The sequence below is a fragment of the Phyllobacterium sp. YR531 genome (assembly GCF_000282595.1).
GTDB lineage: Bacteria > Pseudomonadota > Alphaproteobacteria > Rhizobiales > Rhizobiaceae > Phyllobacterium.
Genome location: NZ_AKIZ01000040.1, coordinates 37,748 through 63,692 on the forward strand (window position 1 = coordinate 37,748; position 25,945 = coordinate 63,692).

The following is a 25,945-nucleotide window of genomic DNA, read 5'->3' on the forward strand; positions in this document are numbered from 1 at the left end:
GATGGCGCCTTTTTTGTTTAGTTGAATGTTCGATATTCAAAGCCTTACAAGTTCAAGAACTTTTTCCGCCGCAATGTCCCCCGCGGGCCTGTCCGTATGCATCAGTTGAGCGATCTTGTCGAAGCTTTGCAATTGTGCGTCACGGCGCAATCCTGGCTTGAGCAATTGTTCCAATTGCCGTGCGAGTGATCCAGCCCGAACGAACACATTGAAATATTCAGGCACCACCGGCTCATCAGCTATGATGTTAGGAAGCGCTGCGCTCCAGATTTTTATGCGTGGAGCGAGGAAAGTCCGCGCCAGCAAATCCGGCTTATAGGAAAGCACCGTCGGAACACGGGCCAATGCCAGTTCCAATGATACTGTGCCCGAAGCCGCAAGCGCAGCATCGGCCTCTGCAAATGCCCGCAATCTTTCGGCTTCACCGACAACAATGTTGGGTCGCACCTTCCATTTTGCAGTTAATTCACGAACCATCGATTCAACACGCGGCAATGTCGGTATGGTCACATTGATCTGATTGCCCCGGCTCACAAGCAGTTCTGCCGTTTCGCCAAAAGCATCAATAAGACTGGTGATTTCCGAGCGGCGTGAGCCGGGCAAGATCAAAAGGTTTTTAACCGCGCGATCGGCAAGCCCGGCATTTCGCGCCCGGTTCTTCTCTGAGGCGTCCAGCAAGGGTGCATAGGAAACAAGCCTGTGCCCGACATAGGTCGATGCCGGACCATCCAGATCCTTCAAAGCCTGCACTTCAAATGGCAGGATGACCAAAACATGATCTATATAGGATCGCATCGCTTTGGCGCGTTCCGGCCGCCATGCCCAGACCGAAGGACTGATATAATTCACAATGGGTATCGAGGGGTCTGCCGCCCTCACCTTGCGCGCGACACGGTGGGTAAAATCGGGACTGTCTATGATAACCAGACAGTCCGGCTTGGCAGCAACAATCGACTTTGCAAGCTGCGATATTCTGCGAATGAGTTGAGGAAGCTTTCGTACGATAGCACTCAAGCCAACAAGCGCTATCTCGTGCTGGTCGAAAAGGCTGTCCAGACCAAGCGCTGCAAGGTGGTCACCGCCAACACCAGTCAGTGTAATTTCTCCGTCATAGCGACTGCGGAGTGCACGGACGAGATCAGCGCCCAATTGGTCGCCGGATTCTTCACCCGTTATGATGGCCAACCGCAGCGTTTTGCCAGTCATCAGCTTTCCTCCTGCTCGAAAGTCTGGATGAATAGGCCAGTTGCATTGGCAGCAGCAATGGTTTCACCATAGCCTAAAATCAAGGTCCGCCCCGTCTCGACAGCAATGCCGCTGAGTCCTGCTTTCACAGCATTTTCAACAGTGCTTACACCAATTGCAGGCAGGTCCGCCCTGACTTCCTGCTGCGGCTTGGCACATTTGACGAGCACGCCACCCTTACGGTTTATACGCTTTGCCTGACGCAGGTCGGCAACACGCTGCAACATCGCATCAGTACCCTCTACGCCTTCAAGTGCAACAACACGGCGACCTATTGCTATAGCGGCCTGACCTATGTCGAGCGAGCCTATCAAAACCGCTGCTTTTCGCGCAGCTTGAATGTTCTCGATACCTTCCTGTGTCGGCTTTTTGCGGGTTATCGTCCCCGGCGCAGGCGCAAGAAGATCGGGCACGATTTCATGGGCACCAAGCACCCGGAACCCATAGGATTCTATCGTTGCGACAACCGCGCGAAGCAGACCATCATCGCCTAGCCGAAAGGCTCTCATAAAGCGATACAGTGCGACCAGATTACCATTGCCGGGTTTCAGCGCAGCCCGAAACTCGGGCCGGTGCTTGATACCACCCGCCAGCACAACATTGGTGATGTTTTCGGATTTGAGAATCTTCATCAGGCCACCGAGTTCTACGATGGATATCTCAGCATGATCGCCCGCATAAAGCTCCGGGTCGGCTTCACCCTTGATCGTTACGATCAACGGATTGCTGCCCTGTTCACGCAAGCTCGCTGCCACAGCGACCGGCAAAGAACCGTTACCTGCGACAATGGCGGTGCGGCCCGCGATAGGCAACTGTGCTGTTTCCTGTGACGTGCGGCTAGCTTGCGTCACTGTCACTGATCTCGATTGCAGAATCGAGTGGCGGTGTGCAAAAGGCGCGCTTCGTGTTGGTGCTGATAAAGTCAATCAGATCAGCCACCGCAGGCGATTCCGGAAATGCGATGCGAACATCTTCAGCACGGCTTTTGATCGATTTCGTGCGGTCAAACAGCATACGCACAGCATGACGCAAATTATGAATTTCCGGACGGGCCATTCCTGAACGCTTCATACCAACGATATTCAAGCCGCCAAGATAAGCATGATTGCCGATTGCCATGCCGTAAGGCACCAGATCGCTGGCCAAGGCAGCAAGGCCGCCAATAAAGGCATGATGACCAACACGCACAAACTGATGGATACCCGCGCCACCGCCAATGATCACATTGTTGCCAATAGTGACGTGGCCGCCGATCATCACATTGTTTGAGAACGTAACATTGTCGCCGATAATGCAGTCGTGAGCGACATGCGAATAAGCAAGAAACATGCAATTATCGCCAACAGTCGTCATGCCCCGGCTGCCATCCGTTCCGCGATGCATCGTGACACCTTCGCGAATAACACAATTTCTGCCGATCACAAGCGTGGTGGGCCCACCCTTATGTTTCGTGTTCTGCGGATCGCCACCAAGCACGGCATTCGGATAGACTTTTGATCCGTCACCAAGCGTTGTCAGCCCCATGATCACGACATGGCTCAAAAGCGTAACATTATCACCGATAACGGCTTCAGACCCTATGTGGCAAAACGGGCCGATGGCGACGCCAGCGCCAATCCTGGCGCCCTGCTCAATGATGGCGGTAGGATGAATGCTCGACATCAAGCCCCGGTCACTTCTTCGTCCGGGAAACTGACCATTGCCGCTACTTCCGCCTCGGCAACCTTCACGCCATCCACTTCAGCGATGCAACCATATTTATGGATGTTGCCGCGTTGCTTCAGCTTCGTCACACGAAGCTTCAGCTGATCGCCCGGCACAACGGGCTTTCGGAACTTGGCGTTGTCAATGGTCATGAAGAAGACCTGACCAGGCTTTCCGCTACCATTGTTGAAAAGAACGATTGCGCCAGCTGTCTGCGCCATTGCCTCAATGATCAGTACGCCCGGCATGATCGGCAGTTCAGGAAAATGACCGGCAAAATGCGGCTCATTAATGCTGACATTCTTTATGCCCGTCGCTGATCTGTCCGCATCAATATCAACAATCCGGTCGATCAATAGGAATGGATAGCGATGAGGCAGATTGGCCAGTAGCTTCTGGATATCCGCAACGCCGAGGCTTTCCGCTTTCAGGTTATCACTCATCTCCACTGCTCTCCTTCTTGGTCCGGGTCATGGCGCGTACGCTGGCGATCTCACGGAACCACTGCTTGAACGGTTGGGCGGGCGCTCCGGCCCATCTCTCACCATCCGGAATATCATTCATAACGCCGCTTGCTGCAGCAATTTCAACGCTGGCCCCGATCGTCACATGATCCTTGATACCGACACTGCCGCCAAGCCGTGTCATATCGCCAAGAATTACGCTGCCGGAGATACCGCACTGCGCAGCAATAACGCAATGACGGCCAATTTGAACATTGTGAGCAATCTGGACCAGATTATCAATTTTTGTACCTTCGCCAATGACAGTATCCGCCAAAGCACCACGATCCACAGTCGTATTTGCGCCTATCTCGACATTATCCTGAATGATAACGCGGCCAAGCTGGGGCATCTTGTCGAGACCCGCTTTGCCCGGCACATAACCAAATCCGTCCTGACCGATGCGCACACCCGGATGCAGAAGCACCCTATTGCCTAGAAATGCATACTGAACCGAGCAACTAGGAGCGACATAGCAATCACGGCCGATCTTGCAGCCATTACCAATGACCACATTGGCAGCAATTACCGTATTGGACCCAATGGAAACATGGCTGCCAATAATGGCACCGGGCTCAATCGTAACACCACTCTCGATCTCTGCCGTTTCGTGCACAATCGCATGGGGCGAAATGCCTGTCTGCCCGCTCCACAAATGCGCATTGACCGCATTGGGATAGAGCGCGCGGCCAACGGCGGCAAAAGCCTGCTGTGGATGGCGCACAACAATAATGGCAACGCTTTTCGGAATGCTCGGTTTCAGTGCTTCCGTACACAATACGCAAGCTGCTTTGAGCCCGCTTAGATCAAGCTCAAGTTTCTTGCTCTCTATGAAAACAAGCGCATCCGGGCCTGAATCATTCAATGAAGCCAGGCGGGAAACGGGCCGGTTGGCCAAAGAGCTGTCCACAAGAACGCCATTGGCCAGATCCGCGATCTGACCAATAGTTACGTTTGACAGTGGCTCATAAAAGATCGGATCGGCCATCGACTAACTTTCTCCCCCGGGGAAACTTGCTCCCCCCGGGAGGTCAGCAATCTATCAGAACTTGCTCGACATGCCGAAGTTGAAATTCTGCTCTTGATCGCCATCAACTTTCTTGACCGGTACGGCATAATCGAAGCGCAACGGTCCAAATGGCGATGCCCACATGATGCTGGCACCGAGAGACGCGCGCCATTCCATCTTCTCGCCCTTTACGTCGATATCGTCGTCGCCCTTCAAATCACTTCCGAACAGCGTCGCTGCGTCAGCAAAGAGTGCGCCACGGATACCGAGGCTTTCCGGAATCACAGGAATTGGGAACTGAGTTTCGAGACTGGCGTTAAGGTAGGTGTTGCCGCCAAGGAAACTGCCCTTCTTGTCGTCCGTATTTCCGTCCCGAGGACCAATGCCGGCATATTTGAAGCCGCGAATCATGTCCTGTGTGTTCTTGAACGTATCAAACACACGCAGATCATCCCCGCCAAACCCTTCGATATGGCCCGCACCCACGTTGACCAAACCGACAACGTCCAGCTCGTCCAGAAGTGTCTTGTAATAACTCGCCTTAACGGTTGTCTTCAGGAAGTTCGCATCGCCACCAATACCAGCATATTCCTGATTGAACTTGGCGTAGATACCATCACGCGGATTCTTCAGGTCATCAATAGTGTTGTAGGTAAGCGACCAACTGATTGACGACTTGATCCACGGACTTTTTTCTGCCGCATCCACGAAAGCCTGAGAAATCTCGTCAAGATCAGGAATCTTTGGCCCGTTAGGATTACTCGGATCCGTCATCATTGCATCATCATCAATCTCATATTTTTCTTGTGAGAGATTGTATGCAACGCCAGCAGTCAATTCTTCTGTAATAGGCAGACCAAAACGAATTGTACCACCAGTCACATCGGTATCGTACTTATCCTTCACGCCTGACTGGCGCTTGAAGATATCGAAACCGGCAGAAATGCGCTGACCGAGGAAGTAAGGCTCGGTAAACGAAAGCGAGTAAGTACGGTTATTGTCGAGACCACCACCGGCACCGATACGGATATACTGTCCGCGACCGAGGAAGTTACGCTCTGTGATCGAGCCTTCTACAGTCGGACCGGGGCTTTCACCACCAGTCGTATAACCACCGCCGATGGAGAATTCACCTGTCGGCTTCTCAACAACGTCTACAACCAGAATAACCTGATCAGGCTGCGAGCCGGGAGCAGTGGAAATATTGACAGTCTGGAAGAACTCAAGGCGCTCGAGACGACGCTTGGCGCGCTGAATTAGAACCTGATTGAACGCATCGCCTTCACTGACGTCAAATTCGCGGCGAACAACAAAGTCACGGGTCTTTTCGTTACCACGGATTTCAATGCGCTCGACATAGGCGCGAGGACCCTGATCGATTGCATATGTCACTGAAATCGTGTGGTTTTCGAAGTTACGATCACCGCGAGGCTCTACTTTCGCAAAAGCATAGCCCTGACCGGCAACCTTTTCGGAGACCTTGATGATGGAATCTTCGATTTCCTTGGCGCTGTAAGTGTCGCCTTCGCGTGATTTCACGAGACCGTTGAGCTGCGCTGTATCAACGCCTTCAACCGAGCTTTCGATCTGCACGCCGCCAAATGTATACTTCTCACCTTCTTCGACGGTGATGTTGATTGTATAATCATTGGTCGCCGGATCGAGATCGGCAGATGAGGAAACAACGCGGAAATCCGCATAACCGCGATTGTAATAGAAACGACGCAGCGCTTCTTCGTCCGCACGCAGGCGATCTTCGCTGTAAACGTCGTTACGGGTCAGCCATGACAGCGGATTGGACTTCTTGGTCGAAATCACATCGCTTAGACGGCGATTACCAAATGCCTGGTTTCCAACGAAGTTGATTTTGGCAATCTTCGTGCGGTCGCCTTCATTGATGTCGAAAACAACGTTTACGCGGCCTTCGCCAAGATCCATCAAGCGCGAACTTACAGTTGCATCGCTACGGCCAACATTGCGGTAGGCTGCGCGGACTGCCTCGGTATCAGCATCAAGTGTTGCCTGATCGAAAGCTGCGCGTGGCTTCAACTGCACGGCATTTTGCAATGCAGGGTCTTTGATCTTCTTGTTGCCCTGGAAAATAACCTGGTTCACAACCTGATTTTCATTGACGGTGACAACAAGCGAACCGCCTGACTGGCTGATACGCACGTCACTGAACAAGCCAGTAGCGAAAAGGCGCTTGGTAGCAGCATCGATATCCGCATTGGAAAATGACTTGCCCGGCGTAATGCCGACATTGTCACGCACCGTCTGTGCATCAACACGCGTATTGCCACGCACTTCAATGCGGCTGACAGTAGCTGCCTGCGCTGCAGTCACGCCTGCGACCGTTGTTACGATCGCACCCGAACCGACGAGTGCTGCTGAAATGGCGAGCGCCGACGCTGCACCTACAAATTTTGAACTTGCCGCCATAGGCCTTATGAACCTTCGTTTCTCGTTGTACCCGGGCGAGATCCCGGACTAAGCATTACTCGTACACCGTCATAGCCGGTTTTTATATACACGCAAGGCTTACGGTTAAAAACTGTTTACTTCCCACATAACAGTGGCATCCATGCCACGCCATTCGGCACGTATAGTAAACAGATCATGTCGTTTTGCCATAACACGCCTCAAATTTTCACTAATGTTTAATTTTCGCATCAGCATGCGAAGAGATCGTTGAAGATAACGAATCCCATGAATCCGAGCACCAAAAGGAACCCTGCACGGAAAAACAGCTCCTGTACCGCGGGTCTTACAGGCTTCCCCAACACCGCTTCGGCGGCATAAAATACGAGATGCCCTCCATCCAGAGGGGGCAATGGGAACAGATTAAGCAGTCCTATACCAATAGACAACATGGCCGTCAGCTGAATCAGCCAGTCGATTCCCTGACTGGCTGCCTGACCTGCCATGGTTGCGATCTTCACAGGACCGCCCAATTGGCACTTGTCTTCCCGGCCGGCAAAGAACCTGCTGAAAAAATGCCCGGTGCGCGCAATGATAAAGCCGCTTTCCCGGACGGCCTGACCAACCGATTCGATAGGACCGTATTCGATGCGGCGGACATTTCCCGCCTGCAAATTGGTAACAACGCCAATGACTGCAACTTTCACCTTGTTGCCAAGGGCGTCTTCCTGCTCGGAAAGTTCGGGTGTCGCGGTAAGCTCAATTTCTTTACCGGCCCGCTCAACAACAAAGGTCAGCGCATCCCCGCCCCTTGCTGAAACATGGCGCTGCACGTCGGCGAAGGTAACCACCTTGTCACCATCGACGCTGACAAAACGATCTCCCGGCTGGAAACCTGCAATTGCTGCGGGTCCCCCTGCGCGCACTTCAGCAACAGTCGGATCGGAAATCATTCTTCCATAAAGCGCAAAAAATACGGAGAAGATCGCAACCGTGAGCAAAATATTGAACGCCGGACCGGCAAACACCGTTGCCGCACGCTTCCAGACTGGCTGCGTGTGGAATGCAACCGCCCGTTCCGCATCTGTCATGGTTTTAACATCGGCGGCAGCAGAGCTGGTTACATCTTCATCCCCGGCAAATTTCACATATCCGCCAAGGGGAATGGCGCAAAGTTTCCAGCGTGTGCCCCGGGAATCATTGAAACCGATCAGTTCTGGCCCAAATCCGATTGAAAACGCTCTCACGCCGATACCGCACCATCGCCCCACGAGATAATGACCCATCTCGTGAACGAAAACGACAACCGTAAGAACGATAAGGAACGGCACAATCGTTCCGACAAGCACGCTTTGAGTACCAAAAACCGTGTGCAACAGATCTGTCAAAGTATCCTCCGGGCCCGCAACTCAATCAATAAGCCCAAAGGCTCCGGAAGCTCAGCCGTCTAGAAAAGTATGTCGTAAGGCGTTTCTGGCGTTACCAGAATTGCCCCGATGACGTATAGCAATGCAGCAGCAGCCACAAGCCCATCAACACGGTCCATCACGCCACCGTGACCGGGAATCAAAGTGCCAGAATCCTTTGCTCCGAACTTGCGCTTCATCCAGGATTCACCAAGGTCACCCATTTGGGCAATGATTGAGATCAGCAGCGCTATGAAAGGCAAAGACACTCCGCCCCCGGGAGTGATGAATGACGCGCAGGCAACACCGGCGGCAACGCCAGCCGCTGTGCCGCCAATAGCGCCGGACCACGTCTTGTTGGGTGAAAACCTAGGGGCTAGTTTTGGCCCCCCAAGTGCCCGGCCATTGAAATAGGCAAAGATGTCGGTCGCCCAAACGACTGCAAACAAAAACAGGATCGCGGCAAAGCCATCCCCTGTATCACCACGCAGCAGCGTCAGCGATATGGCGGGAAAGCCTGCATAGATCAGCCCGGCAGCGGGCCAATACCCCGATTCCCGTCCTCCGAGCACGGCAATCACGGCAGCACCAACGAACAAAATGGCGAACATCGTCAATACATGTTGCGTGAACAGTAGCACCAGCAATGTTGCAATCAGGACTGCCCAGGACAGTCCCCCCGTGAGGCTGCTGGTCCTGTCCCTGGACATGGACAGCCATTCAAACAGTATGCCCAGCCCTATGGCGCTGGAAAGCAGGCCAAAACCAAAACCACCCGCCCAAGTGAGAATAACGGCAACGGCTATCAGAACAATCGCACTCAATATGCGCTTTTGCAGATTGGACAGCCCATTGCCGGAAAGAATCACAGGGCGATTTCCTGTGTTGTTACTCCGCCAAAACGGCGTTCTCGCGACTGAAATGTCTCTATCGCCTCGGCCAGATGTGACGGGCGGAAATCCGGCCAATAGCACGGAAGGAACATGAATTCCGAGTAAGCCGCCTGCCAAAGCAGAAAATTGGAAAGCCGCATTTCGCCGCTGGTACGGATAATCATATCCGGGTCCGGCATGTCCGCAGTGTCGAGGCGTGCCGATATGGCTTCGGGCGTGATATCGTTGCCATCCACGCGCCCGGCCGTAACATCGTCAACCAGTTGCTTCACGGCACGGGTTATCTCATTGCGCGAGCCATAGTTGAAGGCGATTACCAGCGTCAGGCCCTGGTTCTTTTCCGTAAGCGTTTCGGCCTCTCTCAAAAGTCCGAGAATATCTTTCGCCAATCCTTCACGCTCGCCAATGATGCGAACGCGAACATTCTCGCGGTGCAGATCCGCAAGATCACGGCGAATAAACAATTTTAAAAGCCCCATGAGATCGGAAACCTCCGAACGGGGCCGAGACCAATTCTCCGAGGAAAAGGCAAAAAGCGTCAGAAAGGGCATACCCATCTTGCCGGCGGCGCGGATTGTCTCGCGTAACGATTCCACACCAGCCTTGTGCCCTGCAGCACGCGGAAGGCCCCTAGCCTTTGCCCAACGGCCATTTCCATCCATGATGATGGCAATGTGACGCGGGTTGGACATGGGTTGAACCTCCGATAGATGTTAGAACTAAACTATAGTTCTAAACCTGCATGATTTCCGCTTCTTTAACAGCGACAACCTTATCCATTTCGGAAATTGTGTCATCTGTCAGCTTTTGAACCTTCTCAGACAGTACACGGTTATCATCCTGGCTGATGTCACCGTCTTTTTCGAGTTTCTTCAATTCATCCATGCCGTCGCGGCGAACATGGCGTGCTGCAACCTTAGCCTGCTCAACATACTGATGAGCAATCTTTACGAGTTCTTTGCGGCGCTGCTCATTAAGCTCGGGAAGAGGTATGCGCAGATTGTTTCCGTCCGTAATGGGATTGAGGCCGAGCCCGGATTCGCGAATGGCACGCTCCACTTTGCCGACCATCGACTTGTCCCAGACCGATACGGACAGCATTCGTGATTCAGGCACAGTGATGTTGGCAACCTGATTGAGCGGCATTTGCGAGCCATAGGCTTCAACAGTAATTGGCTCAAGCAGGCTTGCCGAAGCACGGCCTGTACGAAGACCGCCAAGATCATGCTTCAGTGCCTGCACGGCACCATCCATACGGCGCTTCAAATCGTTCAAATCGAGTGCATCACTCATACTCAATGCTCCTATATTCTCGGGCGATCCGGCAAATTAGCTGTCGGACACGACTGTTGCGCGTCCTTTACCCTGCAGCACTTCTGCAAAACCACCTTTTTCGTGGATTGAATAGACGATAATCGGAATATTGTTCTCGCGTGCCAAGGCAACAGCGGTTGTGTCCATCACAGCGAGGCCGCGATCAAGCACATCCTTGTGGGTCAGATGATCAAATCGCACTGCGTTCGGGTCTTTTTTCGGGTCTGCTGAATAAATACCATCAACCTGCGTCCCTTTGAACAGGGCATCCGCGCTGATTTCGGCAGCACGCAGCGCCGCAGCAGAATCGGTTGTGAAGAATGGATTGCCCGTACCACCGGCAAAAATCACCACCTTGCCCTGATCCATATAGGCGGTCGCAAGCCTTTGCGAAAAGGTCTCGCAGAACTCCGGCATGGCAACGGCAGAAAGCACCACTGTATCAATACCAAGTTTCACAAGGGAGGTACGAAGGGCCAGCGAGTTGATGACAGTGGCCAGCATGCCCATGTGATCACCGGTAACGCGATCACCACCTTTGGACGCTACCGCGACGCCGCGGAAAATATTGCCGCCCCCGATGACGACACCAACCTCAACACCCAGTGCCCGCGCTTCGGCAATGTCGCTGGCGATGCGGTCGGCCACCGCAACATCGATACCAAATCCCTGGTCGCCCATAAGAGCTTCACCAGAGGCTTTCAGCAGAACGCGTTTGTAGACAGCCGTACCAGCCATGGAGCCTCCTCAGGGTCATTTTAAATTGAATGCAAATTCCGGATACACGAAGGGCACCGCGTTGTCACGCGATGCCCTCCGGTTTAAGTCGTCGAATATTACTTCTTAACAGCTGCTGCAACTTCTGCTGCAAAGTCTGTTTCTTCCTTTTCGATGCCTTCACCCAGAGCAAAGCGGGCAAATGCCGTAATCTTTGCTGGCGCACCAATTGCCTTTTCCGCATCCTTGAGCGCGGCTTCGACAGTCAGGTCAGGGTTGATAACGAAAGCCTGTGAAAGCAGAACAACTTCTTCGTAGAACTTGCGCAGGCGGCCTTCGACCATCTTTTCGATGATGTTGTCTGGCTTGCCGGACTGGCGGGCGGATTCAGTGAATACAGCCTTTTCGCGCTCAACAGCAGCAGGATCAACCTCGGCTGCAGTCAATGCGAGCGGGTTGGTCGCGGCAACATGCATTGCAACCTGACGACCAAATGCATTTGCTGCATCGGCATTGCCTGTAGTCTCGATAGCAACGAGAACGCCGAGCTTGCCGAGGCCGTCCGAAACGCCATTGTGGATATATGTTGCGACAACACCTTCACCAACGCTCAACGCAGTCGAGCGGCGGAACGATAGATTTTCGCCAATTGTGCCAACGGCATCCTTGATCGTGTCAACGACAGACTTGCCTGTCGAAGGATAGCTTGCGGCAGCAACTGCGGCGGTCGAGCCGTCTGTCGTCAGCGCAACATTTGCAACATTGCGAACGATGTCCTGAAACGCATCGTTGCGGGCAACGAAGTCTGTTTCCGAGTTCACTTCTACAACAACCGACTTCTTGCCGTTCGTTGCAACGCCAACCAGACCTTCGGCAGCTGTACGACCAGCCTTCTTGTCAGCCTTGGAAATACCCTTCGCACGCAGCCAGTCGACGGCGGCTTCCATGTCACCATTGGTTTCGGTCAGGGCTGTCTTGCAATCCATCATGCCAGCGCCGCTGATTTCGCGAAGTTCTTTTACTTGTGCTGCGGTAATGCTCATTCTAATCGCCTCTTCTCAAAGCAATCCCGGGAAAACACGGAGCGTCTTTCCGTTCGAAACTGCGTGAAAACAAAAAGATAAAGTGGCTTCAGAAGCTATCTGTACCAAAACCACTTTAAAAACGAAGGCATACTGGTGAACCAGCATGCCAACCTTGCGGCGCATCAAGCGCCAGTCGAATCGTTTTTAACCACCCGATAAGACGGGTGTATGAAGCCTCAAGCTGAGGCTTCACCTTCCTGTGCAGGAGCTTCTTCTGTTGAAGCTTCGAGAGCTGGCTCAACAGGAGCTTCTTCCTGCGCACCAACGTCGATGCCGAGCGAACCCTGCTGGCGCAGAATGCCGTCGAGAGCTGCCTTGGCAACCAGGTCGCAATAAAGCGAAATAGCGCGGGAAGCATCGTCATTGCCGGGGATCGGGAAATCGATCTGGTCCGGATCGCAGTTGGAATCGATCACTGCAACAACCGGAATACCAAGACGCTTGGCTTCCTGAATTGCAATCGCTTCCTTGTTGGTATCGATGATGAAGATCAGGTCCGGAACCGAACCCATGTTCTTGATACCACCGAGAGCGCGGTTGAGCTTCTCGCGTTCACGGTCAAGGTTCAGACGCTCCTTCTTGGTGAAGCCCTGTGCTTCGCCGGAAAGAAGTTCGTCAAGCTTGCGCAGACGCTGAATGGAATTCGAAATCGTCTTCCAGTTGGTCATCATGCCGCCGAGCCAGCGGGCGTTGACATAGTACTGGGCAGAACGTGTAGCGGCGTCGGCAATGATGTCCGAAGCCTGACGCTTGGTGCCAACGAACAGAACGCGGCCGCCACGGGCAACGGTGTCCGAAACCTTCTTCAGCGCTGTGTTGAGCAGCGGATAGGTCTGGGCAAGGTCAAGAATGTGAATGTTGTTGCGGGAACCATAAATGTATGGTGCCATTTTCGGGTTCCAGCGATGTGTCTGGTGGCCGAAGTGAACGCCAGCTTCCAAGAGCTGACGCATGCTGAAATCAGGCAATGCCATCTTGTATTTTCCTTTTCCGGTTGAACCTCCACGGGAAGAGGCGGGAAACCCGCCACCGGAGGCCATATCGGATTTCTCCCGATATCAACCCAAATCCCGTGTGTGGAATGAAGCGGCTGTTAATGGATAATCGCGGCAAACGCAAGGGCGTCCGACATAAAAGACTTCAGCCCTGCCCTACTTCTTGCACTTGGGCGCATCGAACAGCTCCAGATTTACCAGCTTGCCGGTCATGGAGAAATCGCCGTAATCCATTTTCAGGTCGCGTGTTACGCCATTGCGATACATCTTGAAGTTGATGCGATAGCTCGGCAATCCTTCTGCCTTTTCCTTCTCGTCAAAATAGGCAATCGAGACTGGCCAGGTCGCATCTTTGGCCAGTGGCCCCATGTGTTTGATTTCATCGTCCGGTTCGGTCACGCCCGATTTGCCGATGACAACGGTCGTTGCCATGATTTTGTTGGCATCTTCCGAGCCGTCAAAAAGCTTGGTCTGGTAGAAAACCTCGCCGGCGACAGCCTTCTCGATCAATTGCTGCATGTGGCGCGTCGGAAACTGCGAAAGATCAAGATCCTCCTTGGAAGCAACAGGTTTGGTCAGGGAGATTTCCGTCTTGTCCTTCAGCAGCGATGCATCGCCGCGCACTTCTTTCGTCAGGCTCTGATCAACGAATGTCTTGTTGACGAAGCGGAACTTCTCGCCATTTGCAGTCTCAAAGGTCGTGGTCTGTTGATCTGTCACCCTTTGCGGCTGCTCTTCCATATCCACCCGCGTCACAAACCGGAAATTGGTTGTATAGCCCTCGCAGTCCGAGCCGTTGAACTCATAGACCATGCGGCCGGTCAATCCTGTGATGCCGCTGGAATCCTGTGCATTGTCCAGTTTCAGATCATAAATCGCGCGATGAGGAACCAGCGTTGCAGTTCCGGCAGCAAATGTCATGGTAGAGCCACTCAGAACCATGACGCCGAGACTGCAAATAAGGACGGGTAATACGCGCATCGACAAGATTCTCCACTATTTGAACGTGCATATTAAAAAAACTCTTGGCGGAAGCGAGGCAAAAATCGCAACTTCCATCACAATCAATTGCGATTCCGAAACACAAGGATAACAAATCATGAGCAATCCCATCGAATCCCGCCTTGGCGAGCTCGGCATAACCCTGCCGGTTGCCGCTGCTCCAGCCGCAAATTACGTGCCCTTCATGCAAACGGGAAACCTTTTGCTGACATCAGGCCAGCTGCCATTGGTCGGCGGCAAGCTCGTCCACACGGGACTGGTCGGTTTGGATCTTGATGTGGCGCAGGGTCAGGCTTGTGCGCAGGCATGTGCTGTCAACATTCTGGCTCAGGCAAAGGCCGCACTTGGCGATCTTGAAAGAATTGTCCGCATCGTGAAAATCACAGTATTTGTCGCATCGACCCCAAGCTTCACGGAACAGCACCTTGTTGCCAATGGCGCTTCCGATCTGCTTGTTGCAGTGCTGGGTGATGCCGGGCGCCATGCACGTTCTGCAGTTGGTACTGCTGCCCTGCCCCTTAATGCTCCGGTTGAAATCGAAGCCATCATTGAGGTTCGCTGAACATGCCATCGATTGACTGGTTGACGAAAACGCCGATAGCCCATCGTGGTCTGCATGATCTGAACAACAAGCGCTGGGAAAATACCCTTTCCGCCTTCGATGCTGCCGCAAGCGCTGGCTATGCCATCGAATGCGATGTGCATCTTTCAGCCGATGGCAAGGCCGTTGTATTCCACGATGGCACACTGGACCGCGTTGCCGGTCAAAAAGGCAATATTGATGAGTTGACCGCGCAGCAGGCTGGCGAAATCCGCATAGGCGGAACGAAAGATCGCATTCCCACTTTGGCCGACTCGCTAAAACTCATTGATGGCCGCGTGCCTATTGTCATCGAGTTGAAGGGCATTGCCGGGCGGGATGATGGGCTGGTGAAAGCTGTTGCCAGCGACCTCGCCGCCTATGATGGTCAGGCCGCCATCATGTCTTTCGATCATCATCTTATTCGCCTGTTCGGCAAGGATGCACCCGGCATTCCAGCCGGGCTCACGGCAGAAGGCCTGCGTGATGAGGATATTGAAGCGCATTTCTCAATGCTCGCCTATGAAATCGACTTCGTTTCCTACAATGTACACCATCTGGAAAATCGCTTTTTGGAGTTCGTTCGCTCACATCTTGATCTGCCGGTTATCTCATGGACGGTCCGCAGCGCTGACGACAAGGCCAAAAGCGATGCTCTGGCTGACCAGATCACATTTGAAGGCTTTGATCCGCGCATAGCATAAGGCCCATCCGGCCTCTTGTATCAGCGGATCAATTACCTAGCTTAGGGTTAGGGACCGGGAGCGCTGCTTTCGGTTCACTTTCGCTGACGGAAAGCACACCCTGCCGATGCAAAATCTCGAACAAGGCAATTTTACCTTGCGTGTCTGCGAAGGCATTGGCGCTTTCACGCTTTTGGAATGGTCAGGGCTGGCAGGAACATCCCGTGACCAGCCCCATTATAATCCGTTTATTTCCCATGCCTTCCTCTCAGCGCTTGAGGATTCAGGTTGCGTTGCAACGAAAGCAGGATGGCTGCCGCAGTTCCTGAGACTTGAAGATGAGTGCGGCACGCTGGTAGGCGCTGTTCCCTGCTACCTGAAAAGCCATAGCCAGGGCGAATATGTATTTGACCATGGCTGGGCGGACGCATTTGAACGTGCCGGCGGGCGTTACTATCCGAAGTTGCAGGCGAGCATACCCTTTACCCCCGCCACCGGACCGCGTTTGCTGGTCAATGGCGATTGGGATGGCGATGCAGTGCGCGCAGCACTTGCCAATGGTCTCCAGCAGCTTGCCATACAGCTCAAGGTCTCATCGGCACATTCGACCTTCGTTGATGAAACAGATCTTGTATCATTCAGTGAGGCGGGATTTCTGCATCGCATCGACCAGCAATTCCACTTCATCAATGATGATTATGCAAGTTACGATGAATTCCTCGATAGCCTTGCCTCACGCAAGCGCAAGGCATTGAAGAAAGAGCGACGCGAGGCACTGGCAAACGACATCACGGTCGAACGGCTCACCGGCGGCCAGCTAACTTCAGAGATTTGGGACGATTTCTATGCGTTCTATATGGACACCGGCAGCCGCAAATGGGGCCGCCCCTATCTGAACCGTAAGTTCTATCAGTTGATCGGCGAGCGTATGTCTGACGATATCATGCTGGTCATGGCTCGCCGCGATGGCCGCTATATCGCTGGAGCGATCAATTTCATTGGAGCCGACAGGTTGTACGGCCGAAATTGGGGCTGTATCGAAGATCACCCCTTCCTGCATTTCGAGGTCTGTTACCATCAGGCCATTGATTTCGCCATTGAACGCAAGTTGCGGGTGGTTGAAGCGGGTGCACAAGGCGAACACAAGCTGGCCCGCGGATATCTTCCGGTCATTACCAATTCGGTGCATTACATCGCCCATGAGGGGTTGCGGCGCGCAGTCAATGATTTTCTGCGGCATGAACGCACCGACGTTGCGCTCATGAGTGACGTGCTGAATGAGCATGCGCCGTTCAAAAAATCCGGACAATAAGCGCAGGCCATTTGAAATATGCTTGACCCGCATGTCGGCATGATCAAAACATCAGCCATTACTTTGTAGGGACAGCGCAGCATGAGCCAGCAATACGACAACAACAATATATTCGCGCGAATTCTACGCGGAGAAATTCCTTCCCATAAAATTTATGAGGACGACAGCACCTTTGCATTGATGGATGTGATGCCGCAGGGCAAAGGCCATTGCCTTGTTCTGACCAAATCAACAAGTCGCAATATTCTGGATGTCGGCGCGAGTGATCTTGCCGCAGCCGTTGCAACGGTACAGAAACTTGCGAAAGCCGTGATCAAGGCTTTCAATGCCGATGGTGTCAGCATCGCTCAGTTCAACGAAGCTCCTGCCGGACAAACGGTTTTCCACCTGCATTTTCATATCATCCCGCGTTTTGACGGGATAGCACTCAAGCCACATAACAATACGATGGAAGACAATGCGGTGCTTGCAACCAATGCGGAAAAGATCCGGACAGCTTTGGGAAGCCTATAAAAGCAGTCCTGCGATCAAAATGGCTTCTCCGACGACAACGCCGATAATGACGCGTCTACCAAGGTAGAGATAGGCGAGAAATCCGGCCAGGGCCGCGCCTATTCTCAAATACACGGATGACTCGGCCAAAGCTCCGCTAGGATAAAGGATCAGCTGCGCGATAACGCCTGCGACGAGTGACGTTGCAACGGCACGCACAATAATGAGTGCTTCGGAATCTTCACTGACACGTCCTCCGATAAATACGCCGATGAAGCGCCATATATAGGTAGGGAAAGCTCCGCCTAGCAAGATAAAGACGTATGGCCACCACCAGTCTGAAAGACTTTGCCAGGTCATGATGGTTTGCTCCGCATACGCATTATCCGCACATAGGCCAGTGTTACCAAACCACCGACAAAGCCCGTCAAAAGCAGATCATAAGCAGGGGCGATATAGTGGATCAGCGGAAACAGCAGCAACCCTGAAACCATGGCGACATGCACGGAGCGATCATGCGCCGATCCCCAAAGTGATGAGAGAAAGTACATGGGTGTCAGAAAAAACAGGGCCGCAAAGACAAGAGGTGGGAAGCTTGCCGACAGCCAGTAAACGAGCGCAACAACAAGCGTGTTAACCGAAGTGAGGGTGATACCCAGCCCGGCAAAAAATGTCAGACGCATGTCGCGCGGCACATGTTTGAGCTTTTCCATACCAACCACCCAGGCAGTGATCGCGATGAAATGAGCGAGTGGAATGAGAACTCTCTTTTTGGTTCTTGGTCCCCGCACTTCCGGTATGAAAGCAGCAACCATGGGCATCAGCCGTATTGACGACAGACCAACTGCAATTGCCGTGGCAAGTACCGAGTAGCCGCCGGAAATAGCCCCGATCAAGACGATATTGGCAGGCAGCGCCCAAATTGAAGCCACCATGAATGTCGCCTGCAGCATGGTGACGCCATTTTCACTGGCAAAACCGGCAAATCCCACGTGAGCAGTCATGAGAATGAGCGCCGGAATGCTTCCAATCAAAGAAGCGCCAGCCAGAAACCAGCCGAGAGGGCTGCGTTCTGGCATCTGGGTTTCTTCAGTAGGGATTCCGGAATCAGCCATGCGTCTATTTGAACAGGAAAGGCTTTAATCGCAACTCTATTGGCAGCAAGAAAAAGGCCACCCGAAGGTGGCCTTTTGGTTACTTCTTACGTGGCACCTTCGGCACCGAGGCCTTGGGCGTTACCGGAGCGGACCGCTCATCGCTGACCGCACCTGCAGATGCCTTTTCAAGGACCGGCTTCTTTGCTGCGGGCTTCTTTCGTGCCAGCGGCTTTTTCTCGACCGGAATTTCCTTCTTCGGCTTTACCACAACCTCATCAGCTATGTAGTCGAGTACCAGACCACGAGTTCCGTCCGCCTTCTCGGCAACAGAAACCCTGACGGTACCGCCCTTTCTGAGCTTCCCAAAGAGAACCTCATCGGCCAAAGGCTTCTTGATGTATTCCTGAATGACACGGCCCAGCGGGCGTGCACCCATGCGATCATCATAGCCTTTGTCAGCCAGCCAGGCGATTGCCTCCTGCTGCAGATCAAATGTCACGCCGCGATCGGCAAGCTGTGCCTCGAGCTGGATAACAAACTTCTGAACCACCTGATGAATAACCGGAACAGGCAGCGGACCAAATGGAACGATTGCATCGAGGCGGTTGCGGAATTCCGGCGTGAACAGGCGGTTGATGGCCTCCATGTCGTCGCCTTCGCGACGCGAAGAGCCAAACCCGATAGCTGCCTTTGCCGCATCGGAAGCGCCCGCATTCGTCGTCATGATCAAAATGACGTTGCGGAAATCAATCTGCTTGCCGTTATGGTCAGTCAGCTTACCGTGATCCATAACCTGCAACAGGATGTTGAACAGGTCCGGATGCGCCTTCTCAATTTCATCCAGCAGCAGCACGCAATGCGGATGCTGATCGACGCCATCAGTCAAAAGGCCGCCCTGGTCAAACCCGACATAACCGGGAGGTGCACCCAGCAAGCGCGAAACCGTGTGGCGCTCCATATATTCCGACATATCGAAACGCAGGAGTTCAACACCCAAAGATGCGGCCAATTGCTTGGCAACCTCCGTCTTGCCCACGCCTGTAGGACCGGAGAACAGGTAAGAGCCGATTGGCTTTTCAGGTTCACGCAAACCCGCACGCGCCAGCTTGATCGATGAAGACAGCGCCTCGATAGCCAGATCCTGACCATAGACAACCCGCTTCAACTCAGCCTCGAGGTTCGAAAGTACGGCTTCATCATCCTTCGAAACAGTTTTCGGAGGAATTCTGGCCATCGTCGCGATTGTTGCTTCAATTTCCTTGACGCCGATTGACTTCTTACGCTTGGCCTCGGGCAGTAGCATCTGGCTTGCACCAGTCTCGTCGATCACATCAATTGCCTTGTCCGGCAATTTGCGGTCATTGATATAGCGTGCCGAAAGTTCCACAGCCGATTTGATTGCCTCCACAGTGTATTTCACCTTGTGGAAGTCTTCGAAATACGGCCGCAAGCCCTTCATGATCTCGATTGCATCAGGAATGGAAGGCTCGTTCACATCGATTTTCTGGAAACGGCGAACAAGTGCCCTGTCCTTCTCGAAGAACTGGCGGAATTCCTTGTAAGTTGTTGAACCAATGCAGCGAATTGCACCTGATGACAGCGCTGGCTTCAGAAGGTTGGACGCGTCCATTGCACCGCCTGATGTGGCTCCGGCTCCGATGATCGTATGGATTTCATCGATGAACAGGATCGCGCCCGGAAACTCTTCGAGTTCCTTGATGACCTGCTTCAGACGTTCTTCGAAGTCGCCGCGATAGCGTGTACCGGCCAAAAGCGTTCCCATATCAAGCGAGAACACTGTGGCGTCCTGAAGTACGCTCGGCACTTTCTTTTCGACGATCCGCTTTGCGAGACCTTCGGCAATGGCTGTCTTGCCCACGCCCGGATCACCAACATAAAGCGGGTTGTTCTTGGAACGGCGGCAAAGAATCTGGATCGTCCGGCTGATTTCCTGGTCACGACCGATCAATGGATCAATCTTGCCGGCCTTGGCACGGTCGTTCAGATTGACGCAATAAGCCGTCAGCGCATCCTGCTTCTTCTTGGTCCCTTCATCAGACTCCGAAGCATGCGATTCTTCATTGTTGCTCTCCGCGCCCAGCGGTGTGCGTGGCTCTGACATGCCCGGGCGCTTGGAAATTCCATGGGAAATGTAGTTGACCGCATCATAGCGGGTCATCTGCTGTTCCTGCAGGAAGAAAGCCGCATGGCTTTCACGCTCGGCAAAGATAGCTACAAGCACATTTGCGCCCGTCACTTCTTCGCGATTTGAAGACTGCACGTGAATTACAGCGCGCTGGATTACGCGTTGGAACGCAGCAGTCGGTTTTGAATCTTCGTCATAGCCCGTAACCAGATTATCGAGCTCATGATCGACGTAATCATTCACCGTGCGGGTAAGTTGCACCAGGTCGACATTGCATGCGCGCATGACGCTGCTTGCGTCCTGATCGTCGATCAGCGCAAGAAGCAAATGCTCCAGCGTAGCGTATTCGTGATGATGCTCATTGGCGATGGTCAGCGCCTGATGCAGGGCCCGCTCAAGACTAGGTGAGAAAGATGGCATGAAACCTCACTTTTTCTCCATCACGCATTGCAGCGGATGTTGGTTTTGCCGCGCATAGTCCATGACTTGGGTCATCTTGGACTCCGCGACCTCATAGGTAAAGACACCGCATTCACCAACTCCATGATTATGCACATGAAGCATGATCCTGGTGGCGTCTTCTTTATTCTTCTGGAAAAAACGCTCCAGAACATGAATGACGAATTCCATGGGAGTGTAATCGTCATTCAGAATCAACACACGGTAGAGACTTGGTTTTTTCAGCTTTGGTTTTGTGCGGGTAATGACAGCCGTGCCCCGACCGGGACCATTGCCATTGCCTTTGTCCTCATCCTGCATCGTGGGTGAAAACGTATTCATCTTTTTTGCTGCCTGCATCCTGGTCGCCATGTGTCGCTCTGTACATTCTATGTAGGTCGCGATGAACGAATTTTAAGCCCTATCCTGAAGCTTGCAATATCAAGTTGTACTTGCAAAGGCGATTTAGGCTCACAAAGATAAAAAAAGCCCGCTTGCGGGTGCAAGCAGGCTTGGAATTGCCCTCTAAAGAGCATTTCTTACTTGCGAACTTTCACCAAGACCGACTCATATGGCTTGAAAGCCTCCTTTGCGAGATCGGCATAAAGTTCACCAAACTTCGCAGCCTGCGTGACAAAAGCTTCGTATGCATTTTTCGAAAAGGCGCTCTGTGCCTGGAATGCCTGCTCAACCGAGCGGGTCGACGCCAGCCTCTGAATCAATGCCGAGCCATCCTCGAGTGATTTTTTCGAATAATCAGCAGCTTCTCCGGCTATTGTTTGCAAGCCTTCGTTCATTGCCGAAAGACTCGCCATGCTGCTGCCAAGGAATTCCTTGCTCTTTTCGTTCAGTGCACCAATTGACGTGACCATAATTCAGACCTTTTCAAATGAACTTTTGTTGTTGGCGAAGAGGTAGTGTGCACTGCACAAAAAGTCAAATTCAAGGAAGCGCTGGATTTTAACCTTAAAAATTAATCAAAATCGACGGAAAAGCGTGAACCTTCCGGTTACCATAAAGAGTTTGGTAACGCTGATACGGCTAAAGTCTGCTCATCCGTTCTGACTGCATTTAATCGTCAGTAAATTTCGACGCATATACCGAGCAGGTGTTGATTGTGCTTTACCCGGCCCGCCAGAGTTCCAGACTAATTACCAAAATGGCTTATGCCCTGCTTGCAGTTGCGATGGCATCCGGGCTCAGTCTGGGCACCGCCACACAGGCTTTGGCTCAGAGCAAGGCCGCGGCAATCGTTGTCGATGCCAATACGGGTAAAACTCTTTACTCATCCAATGCAGATGCCAAGCGCTATCCCGCTTCACTGACCAAGATGATGACACTCTATATGCTTTTTGATGCCATGGCCGCAGGCAAAGTATCGAAATCAACACCAATTCCAGTATCAGCCTATGCCGCAGCACAGCCGCCGACAAAAATAGGCTTCCAGCCCGGCCAGACGATCAGTGCAGAGGCAGCCATTCTTTCGCTTATCACAAAATCGGCAAACGACTCAGCAACTGCCATCGGTGAATACCTTGGCGGTTCCGAACAGCGTTTCGCGGTCATGATGACCAACAAGGCGCGCCAGCTTGGCATGCGCAATACACAGTTCCGCAATGCAAACGGCTTGCCGGACGGACAGCAGCATTCCACAGCGCGCGATCTCGCCGTACTTGGCATCGCGCTTCGTGAGCATTTCCCGCAATATTACAGCTACTTCTCCACCCGCAGCTTCAGCTATCGCGGTCGCCGCATTGTTGGCCATAACCGCCTTCTCGGCAAGGTTGAGGGCGTCGATGGTATCAAGACCGGCTACACTCGTATGTCGGGCTTCAACCTTGTTTCGTCGGTCAATACCGATGGCAAGAAACTTGTGGCAGTCGTCATGGGCGGAACAAGCGGCGGTTCACGCGATGCCCAGATGGCAAAGCTGATCGCTCAGTATCTTCCAGCAGCTTCGCGCCGCGATGGCGGCAATCTGCTGGCATCCCGCAAGAACAGCCAGATCAATGTTGCTGCCGTACAGGCCCTTCCTGAAAACGATGTGCCTGTTCCGGTTAGGCGTCAGGTGGTAGCCGCTGCACCGGAGATTGAGCCCGAAGAAGTTGTAACAGCCTATGCCGCACCTGCTCCGGTAAACTCACCTGCAGCGCAAATCCTTCGCATTCCAGCCCCGACACCGAAGGCCGAGGTCGGCGAAGGCGATGTTTCCGAAGTTGATCCTGTGACCACTGCATCCGCCTCACCCGGTGGCTGGATGGTACAGATCGGCTCCACCGGCAGCCCGCAGGAAGCCAAGGCGCTGCTTTCCAAGGCGGTTTCACAGGTCGGTGCTCCGGTAGCAAGCCTTTCGCCCTATACAGAAAAATTCCAGAAGGGATCGACCACTTATCATCGTGCACGTTTCGCCGGCATCACCTCTGCGAAAGCCGCAAACAGCGCTTGCGCCGCTCTGAAACGGCAAAGTTTCAACTGCTTTGCAATTGCACCGCAATTGTAAGGTTCTGTGAGAAGAAGCCCCGATTGTTCAGCGTAAAGGGTTCAGGTAATGTCGAGTATTACGGAAACAGATAGCTCGTTCGGATTTGCAGAAAAGCCTGCAAAGGCCCGTTTGACTGGATTAGGTGCACTACAACAGGCAGCTTTGCGCCTAGCTGATATTCGCCGCGGAAACTCAGCTTTCAAAACCATGGACCTGGTAAATGTTTTGCTTTGCCAGGCGGCAAGAACCCGCCGCGCTGCACTGCCGCCAGTTTCCTTGCGCATTCGCTCGGAACGCCGTAATGGCATAACAGCCGTGCGCCTGCGTCTTTCCTGAAACAGTTCCGTTTCGACCCTTGCCGGAAATATTTTATAGCAGCCCGAGAGAAGCCAGCTCGTTGCGCAATTCCGGTGGCAGTTTAGCCCGGCCGGTCTTGCCCTGCCCTTCATCCAGAGGTGCATCTTCGCTGGTAAGATAACGCCAACCCTGAAACGCCCTTCTAGGTTGCCATTCTGTCACGATGATACGCGGCTCCAGCACCAGATTGCAGCGCGAAATGCCCTCATCGTCAGTAAATGTGCGAAGGTCAGTCAAACGCTGGCGGCACTGGATATTGCCCTTGATAACCCAATAAAGCGATCCGCCGTCCAGAAGCTCTTCTGCGCGCTTGGGCACCATGCGTGTGGTATGAAACTGTTCTGCCGGCAAACCTGCACGGCGGCGCTCGTCCAGGCGAAAATCAATCCACGCCGCGAGATCTTCGATTGCAGTGCAGCCAACACAGAGTTTTACGAGATTGAGGGCCATAAGCTAGCATTTACGCTTTAAGGTTGCGTGGTCAACCTTGTGCAGCGGTTTCTCCACAGTAGCAATCAACACTCAACAACATTGACTGCCAGGCCACCAAGGCTGGTTTCCTTGTAGCGTTCATTCATATCCACGCCCGTCTGGCGCATCGTTTCGATGCAGGCGTCAAGTGGCACGAAATGCGTTCCGTCACCTTTCACAGCCAGCGACGCCGCCGTAACAGCTTTCACTGCGCCCAATGCATTACGCTCGATGCACGGCACCTGCACCAGTCCGGCCACGGGATCGCAGGTCATGCCAAGATGGTGTTCCAGCGCGATTTCTGCCGCATTCTCAATCTGCTCGGGTGTTCCGCCAAGCACCGCCGCAAGACCAGCTGCGGCCATGGCCGAGGCAGAACCCACTTCGCCCTGACAACCCACCTCGGCACCAGAAATTGATGCATTGGTTTTCACGATGCCGCCAATGGCTGCAGAGGTCAGCAGAAAGTCACGAATGCCATCCTGATCGGCATCGTCGTGAAAGTGAAGATAATAACGTAGCACCGCCGGAACGACGCCCGCCGCACCATTTGTAGGTGCTGTCACAACACGCCCGCCCGCAGCGTTCTCTTCATTTACTGCCATTGCATAGACAGAAAGCCAGTCATTGGCGAGCAATGGATTGATACGGTTTTGCCGCCACTCTTCCTGAAGACGATCATGCAGATAGCGCGCACGGCGTTTGACTTTGAGGCCACCCGGCATAATGCCTTCCTGCTCAAGACCGCGATCAATACATGAGCGCATAGCAGACCAGATTCGATCAAGACCCGCATTCAGATCAACGCGGCTCATGAACATTTCTTCGTTGCGTCGCTTCATTTCGGCGATGGAAAGGCCACTCTCCTTGGCCATACTCATCATCTGTGCGGCGGTTTTGAATGGAAACGGCACGGAATGAGTTTCCGCCTTGGGCGCAGTGCGAGTCTTCGCCGATTCCAACTCTTCCTCAGTCACGACGAAACCGCCACCAATTGAGTAGAATATGCGGCGTAGCAACAACCGGTCATCAACATCATAGGCCTCAAAGGCCATGCCGTTGGCATGTCCCGGCAGGGCTGTACGGCGGTCCATTATGAGGTCTACGGCCGGATCGAAACGATAGGAAGGATGCCCTTCCGGCGTCAACGTCTTGGTCTGCTTTACCTTTTCGAGCAGCGTATCCATCTCGTTCGGATCAACAGTTGCTGGCAAAAGCCCGCATAGTCCAAGGATTACAGCGCGATCAGTTGCATGTCCAATGCCGGTAAAGGCCAATGAACCATGCAGATGAACGCGCAGCTTATAAACCTTCACGCCGGTTGGACGTGGCCACTGACCATTCTTCAATTCATCAAGAAATTGTCCACCGGCGGTCATCGGTCCCATGGTGTGAGAACTCGAAGGACCAATGCCGATTTTATACAGATCGAAAACCGACAGGAACATCTAGCAACCTCAAAAGGTGGAATCCGGAGTATTCGATAATGGCTGGTTGGTTAAGAAAGACGCAGCCAGCCACCGACTTTGCCTTGCGTTTATACGACATAGGGCGTGTGAGACGAAAGTCCAAGTGGTATTTGAAACAGCAATTGTT

27 protein-coding genes are annotated in these 25,945 nt (G+C 53.2%); 6 read left to right on the top strand and 21 right to left on the bottom strand.

The genetic code is table 11. The features are described from left to right. Window positions 1-36: 36 nt before the first annotated feature. The 14 genes from lpxB to PMI41_RS23430 form a co-directional block, all read right to left on the bottom strand. A complete protein-coding gene (gene lpxB / locus PMI41_RS23365) occupies window positions 37-1,206 on the bottom strand; it encodes a lipid-A-disaccharide synthase (protein WP_008129037.1) in 1,170 nt (389 codons plus the stop codon). Then, a complete protein-coding gene (lpxI, locus tag PMI41_RS23370) occupies window positions 1,206-2,096 on the bottom strand; it encodes a UDP-2,3-diacylglucosamine diphosphatase LpxI (RefSeq protein WP_008129038.1) in 891 nt (296 codons plus the stop codon). Before lpxI ends, lpxB begins: the two co-directional genes overlap by 1 nt. Beyond that, the gene (gene lpxA / locus PMI41_RS23375; protein WP_008129039.1) at window positions 2,083-2,907 is read right to left on the bottom strand and encodes an acyl-ACP--UDP-N-acetylglucosamine O-acyltransferase; all 825 of its coding nucleotides are present in this window, start codon (window positions 2,905-2,907) and stop codon (window positions 2,083-2,085) included. Before lpxA ends, lpxI begins: the two co-directional genes overlap by 14 nt. Beyond that, window positions 2,907-3,392, bottom strand: coding sequence for a 3-hydroxyacyl-ACP dehydratase FabZ (gene fabZ, locus PMI41_RS23380; RefSeq protein ID WP_008129040.1), 486 nt, complete (start codon window positions 3,390-3,392; stop codon window positions 2,907-2,909). The genes lpxA and fabZ overlap by 1 nt, the downstream gene beginning before the upstream one ends. After that, entirely contained in the window at window positions 3,385-4,440 is a 1,056-nt protein-coding gene (gene lpxD / locus PMI41_RS23385; protein ID WP_008129041.1) for a UDP-3-O-(3-hydroxymyristoyl)glucosamine N-acyltransferase, read from the bottom strand. Before lpxD ends, fabZ begins: the two co-directional genes overlap by 8 nt. A gap of 54 nt (window positions 4,441-4,494) precedes the next feature. Then, complete coding sequence (gene bamA / locus PMI41_RS23390) at window positions 4,495-6,900, bottom strand: outer membrane protein assembly factor BamA (protein ID WP_008129042.1); 2,406 nt, start codon at window positions 6,898-6,900, stop codon at window positions 4,495-4,497. A gap of 230 nt (window positions 6,901-7,130) precedes the next feature. Continuing rightward, window positions 7,131-8,267, bottom strand: coding sequence for an RIP metalloprotease RseP (gene rseP / locus PMI41_RS23395; RefSeq protein ID WP_008129047.1), 1,137 nt, complete (start codon window positions 8,265-8,267; stop codon window positions 7,131-7,133). A 59-nt stretch (window positions 8,268-8,326) separates the two neighbouring features. After that, complete coding sequence (locus PMI41_RS23400; RefSeq protein ID WP_040856669.1) at window positions 8,327-9,133, bottom strand: phosphatidate cytidylyltransferase; 807 nt, start codon at window positions 9,131-9,133, stop codon at window positions 8,327-8,329. A gap of 17 nt (window positions 9,134-9,150) precedes the next feature. Further along, window positions 9,151-9,870 (bottom strand): isoprenyl transferase, encoded by a 720-nt coding sequence (locus tag PMI41_RS23405; RefSeq protein WP_008129051.1) that lies wholly within the window; start codon window positions 9,868-9,870, stop codon window positions 9,151-9,153. A 40-nt stretch (window positions 9,871-9,910) separates the two neighbouring features. Further along, the gene (gene frr, locus PMI41_RS23410; RefSeq protein ID WP_008129053.1) at window positions 9,911-10,471 is read right to left on the bottom strand and encodes a ribosome recycling factor; all 561 of its coding nucleotides are present in this window, start codon (window positions 10,469-10,471) and stop codon (window positions 9,911-9,913) included. 36 nt (window positions 10,472-10,507) lie between these two features. Continuing rightward, the gene (gene pyrH, locus PMI41_RS23415; RefSeq protein WP_008129054.1) at window positions 10,508-11,230 is read right to left on the bottom strand and encodes a UMP kinase; all 723 of its coding nucleotides are present in this window, start codon (window positions 11,228-11,230) and stop codon (window positions 10,508-10,510) included. Between the two features lie 98 nt (window positions 11,231-11,328). Further along, entirely contained in the window at window positions 11,329-12,252 is a 924-nt protein-coding gene (tsf, locus tag PMI41_RS23420; RefSeq protein WP_008129056.1) for a translation elongation factor Ts, read from the bottom strand. Window positions 12,253-12,470: 218 nt separating this feature from the next. Continuing rightward, a complete protein-coding gene (gene rpsB, locus PMI41_RS23425; RefSeq protein ID WP_040856672.1) occupies window positions 12,471-13,268 on the bottom strand; it encodes a 30S ribosomal protein S2 in 798 nt (265 codons plus the stop codon). Between the two features lie 177 nt (window positions 13,269-13,445). Continuing rightward, window positions 13,446-14,231, bottom strand: coding sequence for a cell envelope integrity EipB family protein (locus PMI41_RS23430; protein WP_244424000.1), 786 nt, complete (start codon window positions 14,229-14,231; stop codon window positions 13,446-13,448). A gap of 157 nt (window positions 14,232-14,388) precedes the next feature. Here PMI41_RS23430 and PMI41_RS23435 point away from each other — a divergent pair, with 157 nt between their 5' ends. The 4 genes from PMI41_RS23435 to PMI41_RS23450 all read left to right on the top strand — a co-directional run bounded on the left by PMI41_RS23435 (window position 14,389) and on the right by PMI41_RS23450 (window position 17,379). Further along, window positions 14,389-14,853 (top strand): RidA family protein, encoded by a 465-nt coding sequence (locus tag PMI41_RS23435; protein ID WP_008129062.1) that lies wholly within the window; start codon window positions 14,389-14,391, stop codon window positions 14,851-14,853. Window positions 14,854-14,855: 2 nt separating this feature from the next. Further along, window positions 14,856-15,575 (top strand): glycerophosphodiester phosphodiesterase, encoded by a 720-nt coding sequence (locus tag PMI41_RS23440; RefSeq protein ID WP_008129063.1) that lies wholly within the window; start codon window positions 14,856-14,858, stop codon window positions 15,573-15,575. Window positions 15,576-15,681: 106 nt separating this feature from the next. Beyond that, complete coding sequence (locus PMI41_RS23445) at window positions 15,682-16,866, top strand: GNAT family N-acetyltransferase (RefSeq protein ID WP_008129065.1); 1,185 nt, start codon at window positions 15,682-15,684, stop codon at window positions 16,864-16,866. 81 nt (window positions 16,867-16,947) lie between these two features. Then, on the top strand, window positions 16,948-17,379 hold the full coding sequence (locus PMI41_RS23450) for an HIT family protein (RefSeq protein WP_008129066.1): 432 nt from the start codon (window positions 16,948-16,950) through the stop codon (window positions 17,377-17,379). Here PMI41_RS23450 and PMI41_RS23455 read toward each other — a convergent pair. From PMI41_RS23455 to PMI41_RS23475, 5 genes are all read right to left on the bottom strand, one after another. Next, window positions 17,374-17,718 carry an AzlD domain-containing protein gene (locus PMI41_RS23455; RefSeq protein ID WP_008129068.1) on the bottom strand — a complete coding sequence of 115 codons (345 nt, stop codon included), beginning with the start codon at window positions 17,716-17,718 and terminating at the stop codon, window positions 17,374-17,376. The genes PMI41_RS23450 and PMI41_RS23455 overlap by 6 nt on opposite strands. Further along, window positions 17,715-18,437: an AzlC family ABC transporter permease gene (locus PMI41_RS23460; protein ID WP_040856674.1), complete on the bottom strand. Its 723-nt coding sequence runs from the start codon at window positions 18,435-18,437 to the stop codon at window positions 17,715-17,717. The genes PMI41_RS23455 and PMI41_RS23460 overlap by 4 nt, the downstream gene beginning before the upstream one ends. A gap of 115 nt (window positions 18,438-18,552) precedes the next feature. After that, the gene (clpA, locus tag PMI41_RS23465; protein WP_008129071.1) at window positions 18,553-21,021 is read right to left on the bottom strand and encodes an ATP-dependent Clp protease ATP-binding subunit ClpA; all 2,469 of its coding nucleotides are present in this window, start codon (window positions 21,019-21,021) and stop codon (window positions 18,553-18,555) included. Between the two features lie 6 nt (window positions 21,022-21,027). Next, a complete protein-coding gene (clpS, locus tag PMI41_RS23470; protein ID WP_162130135.1) occupies window positions 21,028-21,360 on the bottom strand; it encodes an ATP-dependent Clp protease adapter ClpS in 333 nt (110 codons plus the stop codon). Window positions 21,361-21,578: 218 nt separating this feature from the next. After that, window positions 21,579-21,911 (bottom strand): phasin family protein, encoded by a 333-nt coding sequence (locus tag PMI41_RS23475; RefSeq protein WP_008129075.1) that lies wholly within the window; start codon window positions 21,909-21,911, stop codon window positions 21,579-21,581. Window positions 21,912-22,225: 314 nt separating this feature from the next. Here PMI41_RS23475 and PMI41_RS23480 point away from each other — a divergent pair, with 314 nt between their 5' ends. Both PMI41_RS23480 and PMI41_RS23485 read left to right on the top strand, forming a co-directional pair. Further along, window positions 22,226-23,539 carry a D-alanyl-D-alanine carboxypeptidase family protein gene (locus PMI41_RS23480; RefSeq protein WP_244424001.1) on the top strand — a complete coding sequence of 438 codons (1,314 nt, stop codon included), beginning with the start codon at window positions 22,226-22,228 and terminating at the stop codon, window positions 23,537-23,539. Window positions 23,540-23,587: 48 nt separating this feature from the next. Continuing rightward, window positions 23,588-23,857, top strand: a complete 270-nt coding sequence (locus PMI41_RS23485; RefSeq protein ID WP_008129078.1) for a hypothetical protein — start codon at window positions 23,588-23,590, stop codon at window positions 23,855-23,857. A 33-nt stretch (window positions 23,858-23,890) separates the two neighbouring features. Here the strand turns inward: PMI41_RS23485 and PMI41_RS23490 are convergent, their stop codons facing one another. Continuing rightward, window positions 23,891-24,328 (bottom strand): DUF1489 family protein, encoded by a 438-nt coding sequence (locus PMI41_RS23490; protein ID WP_008129080.1) that lies wholly within the window; start codon window positions 24,326-24,328, stop codon window positions 23,891-23,893. A 65-nt stretch (window positions 24,329-24,393) separates the two neighbouring features. Then, a complete protein-coding gene (locus PMI41_RS23495; protein ID WP_008129082.1) occupies window positions 24,394-25,797 on the bottom strand; it encodes an L-serine ammonia-lyase in 1,404 nt (467 codons plus the stop codon). Between the last annotated feature and the right edge of the window lie 148 nt (window positions 25,798-25,945).